The sequence below is a fragment of the Pseudomonas sp. NY8896 genome (genome assembly GCF_039634505.1).
In genome coordinates this window covers 6,784,302-6,799,055 of record NZ_CP132350.1, presented here as the reverse complement: position 1 = coordinate 6,799,055, position 14,754 = coordinate 6,784,302, and the positions used below count along the sequence as shown (strand labels likewise).

Annotated in this window: 11 protein-coding genes; 7 read left to right on the top strand and 4 right to left on the bottom strand. The window is 63.9% G+C overall.

Annotation, left to right across the window (positions count from 1 at the left end; translation table 11 throughout):
* Positions 1-43 precede the first annotated feature (43 nt).
* Positions 44-1,708 (top strand): bifunctional diguanylate cyclase/phosphodiesterase, encoded by a 1,665-nt coding sequence (locus Q9451_RS30770; RefSeq protein ID WP_012274804.1) that lies wholly within the window; start codon positions 44-46, stop codon positions 1,706-1,708.
* Between the two features lie 71 nt (positions 1,709-1,779).
* Here the strand turns inward: Q9451_RS30770 and Q9451_RS30765 are convergent, their stop codons facing one another.
* Positions 1,780-3,168 (bottom strand): NorM family multidrug efflux MATE transporter, encoded by a 1,389-nt coding sequence (locus Q9451_RS30765; protein WP_012274803.1) that lies wholly within the window; start codon positions 3,166-3,168, stop codon positions 1,780-1,782.
* Between the two features lie 157 nt (positions 3,169-3,325).
* Between Q9451_RS30765 and Q9451_RS30760 the strand changes: the two genes are divergently transcribed.
* Positions 3,326-4,252, top strand: coding sequence for a LysR substrate-binding domain-containing protein (locus Q9451_RS30760; RefSeq protein ID WP_345960868.1), 927 nt, complete (start codon positions 3,326-3,328; stop codon positions 4,250-4,252).
* A 51-nt stretch (positions 4,253-4,303) separates the two neighbouring features.
* Here Q9451_RS30760 and Q9451_RS30755 read toward each other — a convergent pair whose 3' ends face one another.
* Both Q9451_RS30755 and Q9451_RS30750 read right to left on the bottom strand, forming a co-directional pair.
* Positions 4,304-5,698 carry a VOC family protein gene (locus Q9451_RS30755; RefSeq protein WP_012274801.1) on the bottom strand — a complete coding sequence of 465 codons (1,395 nt, stop codon included), beginning with the start codon at positions 5,696-5,698 and terminating at the stop codon, positions 4,304-4,306.
* A gap of 140 nt (positions 5,699-5,838) precedes the next feature.
* Positions 5,839-6,729 carry a LysR family transcriptional regulator gene (locus tag Q9451_RS30750; RefSeq protein WP_012274800.1) on the bottom strand — a complete coding sequence of 297 codons (891 nt, stop codon included), beginning with the start codon at positions 6,727-6,729 and terminating at the stop codon, positions 5,839-5,841.
* Positions 6,730-6,865: 136 nt separating this feature from the next.
* Here Q9451_RS30750 and Q9451_RS30745 point away from each other — a divergent pair, with 136 nt between their 5' ends.
* Complete coding sequence (locus tag Q9451_RS30745) at positions 6,866-8,356, top strand: aldehyde dehydrogenase family protein (protein WP_012274799.1); 1,491 nt, start codon at positions 6,866-6,868, stop codon at positions 8,354-8,356.
* A 187-nt stretch (positions 8,357-8,543) separates the two neighbouring features.
* Positions 8,544-9,830, top strand: coding sequence for an FAD-binding oxidoreductase (locus Q9451_RS30740; RefSeq protein WP_012274798.1), 1,287 nt, complete (start codon positions 8,544-8,546; stop codon positions 9,828-9,830).
* Between the two features lie 46 nt (positions 9,831-9,876).
* Here Q9451_RS30740 and Q9451_RS30735 read toward each other — a convergent pair whose 3' ends face one another.
* Positions 9,877-11,304, bottom strand: coding sequence for a mechanosensitive ion channel family protein (locus Q9451_RS30735; RefSeq protein WP_041166807.1), 1,428 nt, complete (start codon positions 11,302-11,304; stop codon positions 9,877-9,879).
* A gap of 232 nt (positions 11,305-11,536) precedes the next feature.
* Between Q9451_RS30735 and ycaC the strand changes: the two genes are divergently transcribed.
* From ycaC to Q9451_RS30720, 3 genes are all read left to right on the top strand, one after another.
* Positions 11,537-12,166, top strand: coding sequence for an isochorismate family cysteine hydrolase YcaC (ycaC, locus tag Q9451_RS30730; RefSeq protein ID WP_012274796.1), 630 nt, complete (start codon positions 11,537-11,539; stop codon positions 12,164-12,166).
* 116 nt (positions 12,167-12,282) lie between these two features.
* Positions 12,283-12,591 carry a hypothetical protein gene (locus Q9451_RS30725; RefSeq protein ID WP_012274795.1) on the top strand — a complete coding sequence of 103 codons (309 nt, stop codon included), beginning with the start codon at positions 12,283-12,285 and terminating at the stop codon, positions 12,589-12,591.
* 166 nt (positions 12,592-12,757) lie between these two features.
* On the top strand, positions 12,758-14,740 hold the full coding sequence (locus Q9451_RS30720) for an amidohydrolase (protein WP_012274794.1): 1,983 nt from the start codon (positions 12,758-12,760) through the stop codon (positions 14,738-14,740).
* Positions 14,741-14,754: the final 14 nt, after the last annotated feature.

Genomic DNA, 14,754 nt, shown 5'->3' with positions numbered 1-14,754 from the left:
ACCCGCCAGATCTCGTTGCACCGTCAAGCCCTAAGGAGCCCGCTTGTCCACGCCTGTCGAACCTTTGCGTTTGCTGCTGTTGGCCGATGAGCCGGAATGGGCCGCCGTGTTGCGCGCGTGCATGCCTGCACTGGGCGGCAGCGCCGTACTGTTGACCGCGCCGAACTGGGAGGCGATCGACAGCCTGTTCAGCCATGATCGCCATGCCGTCGTGTTGGCGACGCCAGCCTTGCAGCCCGCTCCCGGGCGTTGCGAGCTGCCGACCATCCTGCTGCTCGACCATGAGCCCGAGGCACCGCCCAGCGCCGTCAGCGACTGGCTGGTGCGCGACCAGCTCAATGCCGATGGCCTGCGCCGCTCACTGCGCCATGTGCGTGAGCGCAGCGTGCTGGTGGCCACCTTGCAGCGCCTGGCCGAGCAGGACCCGCTGACCGGCATCGCCAACCGCCAGGGCTTCCAGGCTTTGCTCAACGCACGCCTGGCCGAAAACGAAGGCCGTGGCGTTGCGCTTGGCCACCTGGACCTGGACAACTTCCGCCACGTCAATGACGCCCTTGGTCACCAGAGTGGTGATCGCCTGATCCTGCAGGTAGTGGCACGGCTGAAACATCAGCTGGAGGCGGGTGACCAGCTGGCACGTCTGGGTAGCGACGAGTTCGCCTTGTTGATCGACACCCGCCGCGACGCCAATCGCGCCGAATGGATTGCCGAACGCATCGTCGAGGCCTTGGCCGAACCCTACTGGATCGACGGCGAAAGCCTGCTGCTGGGCTGCAGCCTGGGCCTGGCCCATGCTCGCGCGCAGAGCGGGGCCGATCCGCTGATGTGGCACGCGCATATCGCCATGCGTCAGGCCAAGGGCAGCCAGGGCTGCACCTTCCATGTGTTCAACGAACGTATCAACCGCAACGCCCGCAGCCTTGCCGACCTGGAAAGCGAACTGCGCCGTGCCCTGCGCCGCGACGAGCTGGAGCTGCACTATCAGCCGCGGATGAACCTGGCAGACGGGCGCATCGTCGGCCTGGAAGCGCTGGTGCGCTGGCGCCATGCCGAGCGCGGGCTGCTGCCACCCAGCGAGTTCGTGCCACTGGCCGAGCAGAGCGGCCTGATCGTGCCCTTGGGTTACTGGGTGATTTCCCGCGCCCTGCGCGATATGCAGGCCCTGTGCGAGCGCGGCCTGGAGCCGTTGCACATGGCGGTAAACCTGAGTTTCCGCCAGTTCCAGGACAGCCAGTTGTTGGCCACCTTGAGCCGGTTGATCCTTGAGCACGGTGTGGATGCCCGCTGGCTGGAGTTCGAACTGACCGAAACGGCGGTGATGCGTCGTAACGAGCTGGTGCGCCAGACCATGGACGCGCTGGGGCGCCTGGGTGTGCGCTTTTCGCTCGATGATTTCGGCACCGGGTTTTCTTCGTTCGTGCACCTCAACAGCCTGCCGATCACCTTGCTCAAGGTGGACCGCAGCTTCGTTGCGGAAATGGAAATGCGTGAAGAGAACCGCAAGCTGGTGCACGCCATGATCAACCTGGCGCACAACCTCAACCTCGAGGTGGTGGCCGAGGGGGTGGAGCGTGAAGAGCAGTTGGCGCTGTTGCGCGGGTTTGGGTGTGACCAGGTGCAGGGCTTCTTGGTCAGCAAGCCATTGCCGGTCGGGGAGTTGATCGAGTTCTTGCTGGATTGCAGCAGGCCGAAGCTGGTTAGCCTGTGAGGTCGTAGGGGAGGGCTTTGCCCTCCATCGCGGCCTTGTGTCGCGATAGGGCTGCAAGGCAGCCCCTGCAATCAAACAGACACCGCAGTCCCACCAGACAAATCAGCCTTTCTCAACAGCCGCTTCATCCGCCACTCAAAGCCAAAGGTCAGCGCCACCGCCGCACACGCCAACCCCAGCGCCAGCCCCCACCAGATACCCACTGCTCCCCCGCCCAGGGTGAAGGTGAACAACCAGGCGCTCGGCGCCCCCACCAGCCAGTAGCACACCAGACCGATCAAGAAGGTGGTCTTGGCGTCCTTGAGCCCACGGATCGAGCCCATGGCAATTGTCTGCATGCCGTCGAACAGCTCGAACCACGCTGCCACCATCAACAACTGCACGGCCACTTGGAAAATCGCGGCGAAGGCTGGGTCATTGCGGTCGATGAACAGCCCCACCAGCGCCTCGGGCAGCAGCAGGAACAACGCGGCAAAGGCAAACATGATCATTGCCCCGAAGCCAATGCCCACACGCCCGGCGCTGCGTGCTGCCAGCAGGTTGCCAGCGCCGTAGTACAGGCCCACGCGCATGGTGACCGCATACGACAAGCCAGTCGGTACCATGAACGCCGTGGACACGATCTGCAGGGCGATCTGGTGCGCCGCCAGTTCGGTGCTGCCCAGCACGCCCATGCACAGCGCGGCGAAGGCGAACAGGCCCACTTCCACCATATAAGTGCCGCCAATCGGCAGGCCCAGCCGCCACAGCTCGCGCAGTGCCGGCAGCGATGGGCGCGACAGGCCCTTGCGCAGTGGGTAGGCGGCGTAGGCCGAGTGCCAGCGGATATACAATGCCAAGGCAATGGCCATGCCCATCGACACCACGGCGGTGACCAGGCCGATGCCCATCAGGCCCAGCTTGGGCAGGCCGAACATGCCTTCGATCAACGCCACGTTGAACAGGTAGTTGAGCACGGTGCCGACCAGGCTGATGACCATCACCGGGGTCGAGCGGCCCAGTGCGCTGGTGAAGCCGCGCAAGGCCATGAAGGTCAGGTAGCCGGGCAGGGCCAGCGGCAGCAGGGTGAGGAATTCTGCGGCCGAGGCCACGTTTTCGGGCTGTTGCCCGAACAGCAGCAGAACCGGCTGAAGGTTCCACAGCACCAGCGCGGCGAACAGCGCCAGGCCCCAGGCCAGCCACAAACCGTTCTGCGCCAGGCGGGTGGCACCCTCGATGTCATTGGCGCCCTTGCGAATTGCAACCAGGGTGCCGACTGCGGCGATCACGCCCAGGCAGAAAATCGACACGAACGAGTAGCTGGCCGCCCCCAGGCCACCACCGGCCAAGGCCTGGGGGCTGATGCGGGCCATCATCAGGGTGTCGGTCAGCACCATCAGCATGTGCGCCAACTGCGAGGCAATCAGCGGCCCGGCCAGGCGCAGCAAAGCCTTGAGTTCTGTGGTGGGCGCGACGTGCATGGGGGCGATCCTTCATTCTGGGGTGATCAACGAACGGCGATTCTGAGGCTTCGGTCAACTTTGCACAAAAGGATAAATCCGATAGTTGGCATGAGTTGAACTCATGCATATATGCTCCTCGGTGATTCACGTCATACGCCCATATTGCAGGTACCACATGTCACGCCAGCTACCACCGCTGTATGCCTTGCGCGCATTCGAAGCTGCCGCGCGGCTAAGCTCCTTCACCCGTGCTGGCGAGGAGCTTTCGATCACCCAAAGCGCCATCAGCCGGCATATCCGCACACTCGAGGAGCATTTTGCCTGCCGCCTGTTCGTGCGCAGTGGCCGCAGCCTGCAACTGACCGAAGCGGGGCGGGTGTTGCTGCCGGGTGTACGTGAAGGTTTCGCAGCGTTTGAGCGGGCTTGCGAAACCTTGTGTGGCGAAGACGATATTCTGCGCATGAAAGCCCCATCGACCCTGACCATGCGCTGGTTGCTGGCGTGCCTGAGCCGTTTTCGCCACCTGCAACCGGGTAACGAGGTGCAACTGACCAGCGCGTGGATGGACGTCGACCATGTGGACTTCAACCAGGAGCCGTTCGATTGCGCGGTGTTGCTCAGTGATGGGGTGTTCCCCGCAGACTGGGAGGTGCGCAAGCTGTTCCCGGAGCTGCTGATCCCGGTCGGTGCGCCTGACCTGCTCGACGAACAACCCTGGGACGTGTGCCGGCTGGCTAGCATCGAGTTGCTGCACCCCACGGTGGACAAGCGCGATTGGCGGGAGTGGCTGGAGCGCATGGGGCTTGGCGACAAGGTGTCGCTCAAGGGTGGCCAGGTGTTCGACACACTGGAGCTGGGCATGATTGCCGCCGCGCGGGGCTACGGGATTTCAATGGGCGATTTACTGATGGTGGCCGAGGACGTGGCGCAAAAGCGCTTGAGCCTGCCTTGGCCGACGACCGTGCCCAGCGGGATGGATTACTACCTTGTGTGGCCGCGAACCCGGCGAGGCGGCGAGCGGTTGCGGCGCTTGAGTGTGTTTCTGGAGCAGGAGGTGGCGGCGATGGATTTGCCCGATGTGGAAATCCTGCCGCCTCTCTGATCGCCTGTGCCGTCCCTTTCGCGGGCGAGCCCGCGAAAGGGACGGAAGCCCTTACATCGAACCCAGGTTCAATGCTTGTGCGCAGGCTTGCAGCGAGCGGCGTTCGCTTTGTGCATACAACGCCAGCTCATCCTGCACCTGCAGCCCCAACGCCGCTTCGAAGGCATCGCGGTTGGCGTTGCTGCCGTACTCGGCCTGCGCGTCGTCGCCCAGGTTGGACTGGAAGATCCCCGCCGCGCTCACCGGCAGGAAGTCCTCGTACACCAGCGCTTCGAAGTGCACATGGCCAGCGTCGATCAGCCCTTGCAGGGTAGTCGGGCGGCCTTCCTGGTCACGCGCGGCCAGGCCTTTCTCAGTCGCGAAATAGCGGAAATACGCCAGGCCTTGCTCGCGCATCTGCGCCAGGTCGTCCGGGAATTCGGCAAAGGTTGCCTTCAGCAGCGCCATGTAGCGCTCGGCATTGGCCTCGGCCGGTGCGCCACCCAACGCGGCGCGGGTAGCGTCGAGCAGTTTGTCGTACAGCTGGCGGCCTTTCGGCGTCAGCGCCGCGCCGCGTTGCTCGATCTCGCCAAAGCGCGCGGTGTGGCTGCCTTCGCTACCTTGCTGGTCGCTGAACGCGACCCTTTCCTGCAGGGCCTTGAAGCTGGTCTGGCGCAGCAGGATCGGGTGGCGACGAGTGGGCGGGCCTTCGACCACGGCCTTTGGCGGGATGCCCTTGGCCGGCATGCCGACCTGGATTGCATCGATGTCCAGGGTACGCGGCGTGAGGTGGTTGATGTGCGGGCCCTTGAAGGCCACCACATCGGCGATCAGGCGATGCTGGTCGTGCAACTGCTGGTATTGCTCGGCTGTGACGGTGGCGTCATGGTGCCAGCGGAAGGTGTGCAGGGCTTCTTGCACGAAGGCTTCGGCATCCGCTGCGTTAAGGCCGCCATCACGTTCGCACTGGGCGATCAGCTCGAGGGCGCGGGTGGTGAAAATTTGGCGTTTGGCCAGAATGCTCTGGGCCAGCTCGCGCAGCTGCGGGTTGTCGATCAGCTCCAGGCGCAGCAGCGAAGTGAACACACGGAACGGGCTGACGTGCAGCGCCTGCTCGTGCACCGCACGGAAGGCAGTGGAGTGCACCGGCACGCCGGCAGAGCTGAGGTCGTAGTAGCCGACCGGCTGCATGCCCATGACCGCGAACAGACGCGCGATGGTGGCCAGCTCTTCAGCGGTGCCCACGCGGATGGCGCCGTGGCGCTCCTGGTCCAGGCGTTCGATTTCGCCGGTCCAGCGCAGGGCCTCGGCCACTTCGGGTTGCTGGGCCATGACCTGCTGGTTGATTTCGCTCACCAGCTCCAGCAGCGTGCCGTACAGCGGCACTTCCTGTTTGTACATGAGCGACATGGCGGCAGAGAACTGCGCGCGAATGCTGTCTGGGCTGACGAAATCGTGGGCGGGCATCGCTAGCTTCCTGGTTGGGTTCGGACGCTTACATGAAAGCTGGGAATGCACTTGGCTCACAAGCGAAAAAAAGTGAGTGTGTCATTCCTTTTTTGATCGACCTTCAGGGCGCTTTCGCAGGTAACTCCGCGAAGAAGCCCTCAAGCCTGAAGTTGCTCACGAATCCATTCCACCAATGCCCTTACCTTGGGCACCTCCGCCGCATGCTCGGCATACGCCAGGTAATGTGCCCCGGCACTGCGCATCGCATGGTTCCACGGCACCATCAGGCTACCCTCGGCCAACTCCTTTGCCGCCAGGTAGCGCGGTACCAGCGCCACGCCGCACCCGGCCTGTGCCGCGCTCAACGCCATATAGAACGTATCGAAGCGCGGCCCGTGATAGGCGCTGACGCTCTGCAAGCCCAGCTCCTGGAACCACTCATGCCACGCTTCCGGCCGCGACGTGCTTTGCAGCAGCACCAGGTCGGCAAGCTCTGCGGCATCGCCCAGCGTGCGCCCGGCCAGCAGCTCCGGCGCGCACACCGGTACCACCTCTTCGCGGAACAGCTCCACGCAGGTGGCCCCCGGCCACGTGCCCTGGCCATAGAAGAACACCACGTCAGCCGAACCCTGCAGCAAGGCGAACGGCTCCATCTCGTTGCGGATGTCCAGGTGGATATTGCTGTGCCGTTTGCCAAAGCCCTTCAGGTGCGGGATCAACCAGCGCACGCCAAAACTCGGTTGCGTGGCTACCGTCAATATCTCGGTCTGCTCGCCATAAGTGAGCACGTAGCGGCTGGACATATCCACCTGGGTGAGGATCTTGTTGACCTCGGCCAGGTACAGGCTTCCGGCCGGGGTCAGCTGCAGGCGCCGGCGGATGCGCAGGAACAGGTGGTGGCGCAGCATGTCTTCAAGCTGCGCCACCTGCTTGCTGACCGCGCTCTGGGTCAGGTGCAGCTCTTCGGCGGCACGGGTAAAGCTCAAGTGGCGGGCTGCAGCTTCAAAGCACTGCAGGGCGGTCATGGAAGGCACCAGGCGTTTGGACATAGCGGTCTCTGCGGCTCGAATCATTACCTGGCGGAATGATATGCGGAATAAAGGTCGTTTGTTGTACCTATGTGATCGGATTAATACTGATCCCCATCAATTTTCCACCCCATCACCCGATGTAGGAGAAGCACTAATGGTTGCTGGATTGCTCGAGCGCCTTGGCGTTGCCGCCGAGGCTTACACCCAGGGCGACTACCCTGTTCACACGCCGATCGACGGCAGCCAGATCGCCTCGGTGAAACTGCTCGGCAAGGCCGAGACCATCGCCCGCATCGATCAGGCCCAAAGCGCCTTCGACGCCTGGCGCACTGTGCCGGCCCCGCGCCGTGGCGAATTGGTACGCCTGTTCGGCGAAGTGCTGCGCGAGCACAAGGCCGACCTGGGCGAGCTGGTTTCGATCGAAGCCGGCAAGATCACTCAGGAAGGCCTGGGTGAAGTGCAGGAAATGATCGACATCTGCGACTTCGCCGTGGGCCTGTCGCGCCAGCTGTACGGCCTGACCATCGCCTCCGAGCGCCCAGGCCACCACATGCGCGAAACCTGGCACCCGCTGGGCGTGGTCGGCGTAATCAGCGCCTTCAACTTCCCGGTTGCGGTGTGGGCCTGGAACACCGCGCTGGCCCTGGTGGCCGGTAACTCGGTGGTGTGGAAGCCGTCCGAGAAGACCCCGCTGACCGCCCTGGCCTGCCAGGCGCTGTTCGAAAAAGCCCTGAAAGCCTTTGGCGACGCCCCGGCTGGCCTGGCGCAACTGGTGATCGGCGGCCGTGAAGCCGGCGAAGCCATGGTCGATGACCCGCGTGTCCCGCTGGTCAGCGCCACCGGCAGCACCCGCATGGGGCGCGAAGTCGGCCCACGTGTGGCCGCCCGCTTTGGCCGCAGCATCCTGGAACTGGGTGGCAACAACGCCATGATCCTGGCCCCGAGCGCGGACCTGGACCTGGCCGTGCGCGGCATCCTGTTCTCCGCTGTCGGCACCGCCGGCCAGCGTTGCACCACGCTGCGCCGCCTGATCGTGCACCGCTCGATCAAGGACGAAGTGGTTGCCCGCGTCAAAGCCGCCTACGGCAAAGTGCGCATTGGCGACCCGCGCAAGGACAACCTGGTGGGCCCGCTGATCGACAAGCTGTCGTTCGACGCCATGCAAGGTGCGCTGGCCAAGGCCCGCGACGAGGGTGGCCAGGTATTTGGTGGCGAGCGTCAGCTGGCCGACCAGTACCCGAACGCCTACTACGTGTCGCCTGCCATTGCCGAAATGCCGGCGCAAAGCGACGTGGTGCGCCACGAAACCTTCGCCCCGATCCTGTACGTGCTGGCTTATGACGACTTCGAAGAGGCCCTGCGCCTGAACAACGAAGTGCCACAAGGCCTGTCGTCGTGCATCTTCACCACCGACATTCGCGAAGCCGAGCGCTTCCAGAGTGCTTCGGGCAGCGACTGCGGCATCGCCAACGTCAACATCGGCACCAGCGGCGCCGAGATCGGCGGTGCGTTCGGTGGCGAGAAGGAAACCGGTGGTGGCCGTGAGTCGGGTTCGGATGCCTGGAAGGGCTACATGCGTCGTCAGACCAACACCGTGAACTATTCGCGTGAGCTGCCGCTGGCACAGGGTATCGTGTTCGACTGATGGTTTGATGCTGCATGGCCGGGGGCTATGCCCCCGGTTCGCGGGTGAACCCGCTCCCACAGGGACAACACAGCTTTCGGAACCTGTGATGTCCCTGTGGGAGCGGGTTCACCCGCGAATGGGCCGCAAAGCGGCCCCAATAAACCAGATGCACCTGCAATAAGAACAACACTGCTGGAGCCGGGCCATGTCCGAACTGCGTCAAGAATGCTTGTGGGAATTCGTCAGCAAACCGAGCGTTGCCGCCCAGGCCCTGGCCGGTGAGCACAAGGCCGATGTCTGCGTGATCGGCGGCGGTATCACCGGTCTGTCGGCAGCCATCCATCTGCTCGAACAGGGCAAGTCGGTGATCTTGCTGGAGGCGTGGAAGATCGGCCACGGTGGTTCCGGGCGCAACGTCGGCCTGGTCAACGCTGGCACCTGGATCCGCCCCGACGACGTCGAGGCCACCCTCGGCCAGAAGCAAGGCAGCCGCCTGAACAAGGTGCTTGGCGAAGCCCCGGCTGAAGTGTTCGCCATGATCGAACGCCTTGGCATCGACTGCCAGGCCCAGCACAAAGGCACGCTGCACATGGCGCATAACGCCACGGGCATCGCCGACCTCGAAGCCCGCCACGAACAATGGCGCCGCCGTGGTGCCGACGTCGAGCTGCTGACCGGCGCCCAATGCCAGGAATACTGCGGCACCAACAAGATCTCTGCCGCGCTGCTCGACCGCCGCGCCGGCACCATCAACCCGATGGGCTACACCCAGGGCCTGGCCGCCGCCGTGGCCCGCCTGGGCGGCAAGCTGTTCCAGCAGTCTTCGGTCGAAGGCCTGGAGCGTGACGGCGATGCCTGGCGGGTGAAGACTGCGCGGGGTTCGGTGCGCGCCGACAAGGTGGTGATTTCCACTGGTGCCTACACCGAAGGCGACTGGAGCAACCTGCAGAAGCAGTTTTTCCGCGGTTACTACTACCAGGTGGCTTCCAAGCCTTTGCAAGGCGCAGCCGCCGACAAGGTGCTGCCGCATGGCCAGGGCTCGTGGGACACCCGCACCGTGCTCAGCAGCATCCGCCGCGACGACCAGGGCCGCCTGCTGCTCGGCAGCCTGGGCCGGGTCGACAACAAGCCAGCGTGGTTCGTGCGCAGCTGGGCGGACCGGATCCAAAGCCACTACTACCCGGAACTGGGCAAGGTCGAGTGGGAAATGCACTGGACCGGTTGCATCGACTTCACCCCCGACCACCTGATGCGCCTGTTCGAGCCGGCGCCGGGGCTGGTGGCGGTGACGGGGTACAACGGGCGGGGCAATACCACGGGCACCGTGATCGGTCGGGCATTTGCCGAGTTTTTGCTGAAAGGGGAAGCGGACAGCCTGCCGATTCCGTTTTCGCCCATGAGCGGGGTGAGTGCGCCTTCATTGCGCACCGCGTTCTATGAGTCCGGCTTCTCGCTGTACCACGCGGGGCAATGCTTGAGAGTTGTGCTGTAAGCATTGGCCTCTTCGCGGGTGAACCCGCGAAGAGGCCAGTACCGGCTTACTTGTGTAACCAGCTGAGGAAGCCGCCTTTCTTGATCAGGGCCGGCTTCTGCAGCAACAACGACTCGCGGTTCTGCCGCCGAAACCGCTGCAACTTGCTCAACGCCGTCTGCACTTCGCCACGCTGCTGCAGGCAGCTCTTCACCTGTTCCTTGTCGATGCGGTACAGCACGCAGCTGGTCAGCGTGCGGAACTCGGCCAGCGAATCGTCTTCGTCGATGATGCCCTCGATCCCCAGCACTTCACCCGGCCCCATGCGCCCGGCTTCCAGCAGTTTGTCGCCATCGCGCACCGACGCCGATACCACCCCGCTGCCAATCACCAGCAAATGATCTGAATGCTCGCCAACCCCCAGGATCACCTGGTCCGGCAGGTACTCCACTGCGGTCATGCGCTGGCTCAAGGCGTCTCGCTCTTCATCGCTCAGCGAGCGGAACACGCGGACCTCGTCCAGCACTTCGCGCTGGCGGCTGCGCGGCGGCACGGCCAGGTCGACGTTCCACATCACTCCGCTGGCTTCCAGATGCCGGTGCGCCAGGTCGAACAGCTGGTTGCGCGCGTCACCCTTGGCGCCCATATCGGCCACGAAGCCACTGGCCTCGTACTCCACTGACTCCAGCGTCGAGGCCTTCACCGTTACTTTCGGTTTTGGGGTGGCAAGAATGGCACTGACGCCTTGCAAGGCCTTTTCCAGCGCGTCGAACACCCGCTTGGGGCGCACCTTGGCCGGCACCACCACGCTGATCGTGACCCCATGCACATCGGCCGGGCGGCTGTGGTTGAGCAGCCGTGCCTTGGCCGCCACCGAGTTGGGGATCACCGCCAAACTGCCGCTGCCGGTGAGCAAGCGGGTGGCGCGCCAGTCGATGTCCAGCACCTTGCCTTCGGTGCCGTCGATAGAGATGGAATCGCCGATCTGGTAGGGCCGCGTGGTGTTCAGCACGATGCCGCTGAACACGTCGGCCAGGGTGCTCTGCAACGCCAGGCCAATGACGATGGCCATCACCCCGGAGGTGGCCAGCAGGCCCTTCACCGGCAGCTGCATCACATAGCCTGCGGCAGCCACCACGGCGGCCAGGAAGATCAACGCCCCCAGCACATCCTGCAGCAACCGCCCGCCATGGCTGCCACGGGCTACCAGCAACAGGCCGAACACCACGGTCACCGTGCGTGCGCCAAACAGCCACCAGCCGATCGCCAGTACCGTGGCCATCAGGTTGCGCGAGACATCGTCGGGCCAGGGTGGCGGCTGCAGCGGGCTCATGCCGGCGGCCACCAGTACCGAACTGAACAGCAGGAATATCACCAGCCGCGTACCGATGCGCCAGGCTCGGCGTTGCATGGGGATGGCTTGCCAGAGCACGAGGTCGAGCAGGATCAGGGCGGTACCGAGCAACAACGGGGATGACTGGATGAACGCCAGCATGGTGGTCTCGGGGTGAGGGGAGGGCTGTGGGTAGTAATAGAGCAGGTTTGCAGGGCAGGCAATGGCAGCCCGCGAAGAGGCCAGCAAAACCAACGCCAATCTATCGTTCCTAAAACAGAACGCTAAAGCCAAAAACCACCATCTACCGCTCCAAAGGTCCTGGTTTTAATCTTCAAACATCAACGCGAAACACCCTACTTACTGAAAATCAAAACCATCAGGAGCTGCCACCATGACCCACTTCAAATACAACCGCCTGAACAAAGACGACGCCGCCGTACTGCTGGTCGACCACCAGGCAGGCCTGCTGTCCCTGGTCCGCGATATCGAACCCGACGCATTCAAGAACAACGTGCTGGCCCTGGCTGACCTGGCCAAGTTCTTCAGCCTGCCGACCATCCTCACCACCAGCTTCGAGCAAGGCCCCAACGGCCCGCTGGTGCCAGAACTGAAAGCCCTGTTCCCGGATGCCCCGTACATCGCCCGCCCAGGCCAGATCAACGCCTGGGACAACGAAGACTTCGTCAAGGCCGTGAAGGCCACCGGCAAGAAGCAGCTGATCATCGCCGGCGTCGTGACCGAAGTGTGTGTTGCCTTCCCGGCCCTGGCGGCACTGGAGGAAGAGTTCGAAGTGTTCGTGGTGACCGATGCCTCCGGGACCTTCAACGCCATGACCCGTGACGCCGCCCATGACCGCATGAGCCGGGCCGGTGCGCAGCTGATGACCTGGTTCGGCGTGGCCTGTGAGCTGCACCGCGACTGGCGCAACGACATCGAAGGCCTGGCCGCGCTGTGCTCCAACCACATCCCGGACTACCGCAACCTGATGACCAGCTACAACGCCTTCAACGCCGGCAAGTAAGCCAACCTTTCCGGGCACCCCCAGGCGGTGCCCGGCCAGGGCTGCATACCCATCCAATCCACCGCCCGTCCGCCGTTGCACAGTGGATGCGGGCAAGCTCATCCCAAGGAACGCCGATGAACACCGCACTCCAAGACAACCGCGAAGTGGTGACCGTATGCCTGCAACACAAGGTGCTCGGTAGCCCAACGGGCGCCACGGTAGCTCAACCGCCGCGCTGGAAGCAGGCGCTGCTGACCTACCTGGTGATCTGCCCGATGACCATGGTCATTCCGCAACTGCTGGCGCCGCTGTTCGCACGCTTCCCGCAGCTGGGCGGCCCGATCACCGGCAACCTGGTCGTGAACCTGTTCGTCATCCTGCCCGTGGTGTTCTACATCATGCCTTGGGTAACCCGCCGCTGCGCCAATTGGCTGCGTGGGTGAGCCGCGCCGTCTCGGGCTTGACCTCGAATGGGCAGCCTTGGCGGCACAAAATTTGATCAGGGCTAACCTTCTACAACCCATCGCACAGCCATCCAGGCCCTGACCCAGCACCAACCGGCATGCTCCACAGTTGCGCCTGCCACCGCACCCAGAGACGGAGAAAATCATGTCCCAGGACCGCAACGACAAGACCCGTCGCCAGTTCCTCGCCACCAGCACCGTGCTCGGTGCCGCCGGCGCGCTCTGGTCCGCATTGCCCTTCACCGGCCAAGCCGGTTCAGCTCACGCATCCAGCCAAGGAGGTTCCATGTCCGCCGACCTGATTCTGTTCAACGGCAAACTACACACCGTTGACCGTGAAAAACCTACCGCGACTGCTGTCGCCATCAAGGATGGCCGCTTCGTCGCCGTGGGCAACGATGCCGAGGCCATGGCCCACAAGGGGGCAGCCACGCAAATCATCGACCTCAAACAGCGCACGGTGATCCCAGGCCTGAACGACTCGCACCTGCACTTGATCCGCGGCGGCCTGAACTACAACCTGGAGTTGCGCTGGGAAGGCGTGCCGTCGGTGGCTGATGCCTTGCGCATGCTCAAGGACCAGGCCGCACGCACGCCTACGCCGCAGTGGGTGCGTGTGGTCGGTGGCTGGAACGAATTCCAGTTCGCCGAGAAACGCATGCCGACCCTGGAAGAGATCAACCAGGCCGCGCCCGACACCCCGGTGTTCCTGCTGCACCTTTACGACCGCGCACTGCTCAACCGCGCGGCACTCAAGGCTGTTGGCTACTCCAAGGACACGCCGAACCCGCCGGGTGGTGAAATCCAGCGGGACAAGTTCGGCAACCCGACCGGCATGCTGATCGCCCGCCCCAATGCAATGATCCTCTACGCCACGCTGGCCAAGGGGCCGAAGCTGCCACTGGAGTACCAGGTCAACTCCACCCGCCAGTTCATGCGTGAACTCAACCGCTTGGGCCTGACCAGTGCCATCGACGCCGGTGGCGGCTACCAGAACTTCCCCGACGACTACTCGGTGATCCAGGAGCTGGCCGACAACAACCAGCTGACCGTGCGCATTGCCTACAACCTGTTCACCCAGAAGCCCAAGGAAGAACTGGACGACTTCAAGAAGTGGACCGCCAGCGTCAAGCTGCACAGCGGCACCGACTTCCTGCGCCATAACGGCGCCGGTGAAATGCTGGTGTTCTCGGCCGCCGACTTCGAAGACTTCCTCGAGCCGCGCCCGGACCTGCCACAGACCATGGAGGAAGAGCTGGAGCCGGTGGTGCGCCACCTGGTCGAGCAACGCTGGCCATTCCGCTTGCACGCCACCTACAACGAATCGATCACGCGGATGCTCGACGTGTTCGAGAAGGTCAACCGCGACATCCCGTTCAACGGCCTGCCGTGGTTCTTCGACCACGCCGAAACCATCACCCCGCAGAACATCGAGCGCGTGCGCGCCTTGGGCGGTGGTATCGCCGTCCAGGACCGCATGGCCTTCCAGGGTGAATATTTCGTCGATCGCTACGGCGCCAAGGCGGCTGAGCAGACCCCGCCAATCAAGCGCATGCTCGACATGGGCGTGCCGGTGGGCGCTGGTACCGACGCCACCCGTGTGTCCAGCTACAACCCGTGGACCTCGCTGTACTGGCTGGTCAGCGGCAAGACCGTTGGCGGCATGGCGCTGTACCCGGAAGGCCTGAGCCGCGATACCGCGCTGCAGCTGTTTACCCAGGGCAGTGCCTGGTTTTCCAGCGAACAGGGCAAGAAGGGCCAGATCAAAGTGGGCCAGTTGGCCGACCTGGCGGCGTTGTCGCTGGACTTCTTCAGCGTCGATGAAGAGGCGATCAAGGGCATCGAGTCGGTGCTGACGATCGTCGATGGCAAGGTGGTGTACGGCGCAGGTGAGTTCGACAAACTGGGCCCGCCGCAGGTGCCTGTGTTGCCGGAATGGTCGCCGGTGGTCAAGGTGCCGGGGCACTGGCGCGTCGGTACGCCATCGTTGGCCGCCGCCGTGCACCAGTGCAGCGGGCCATGCGGGGTGCATGCGCACAGCCATGAGAAAGCGCGGCATTCGAGCGTACCGGTGAATGACTTCCAGGGCTTCTGGGGTGCGCTGGGTTGTTCATGCTTTGCTTTCTAAGCTGAACTGATGTG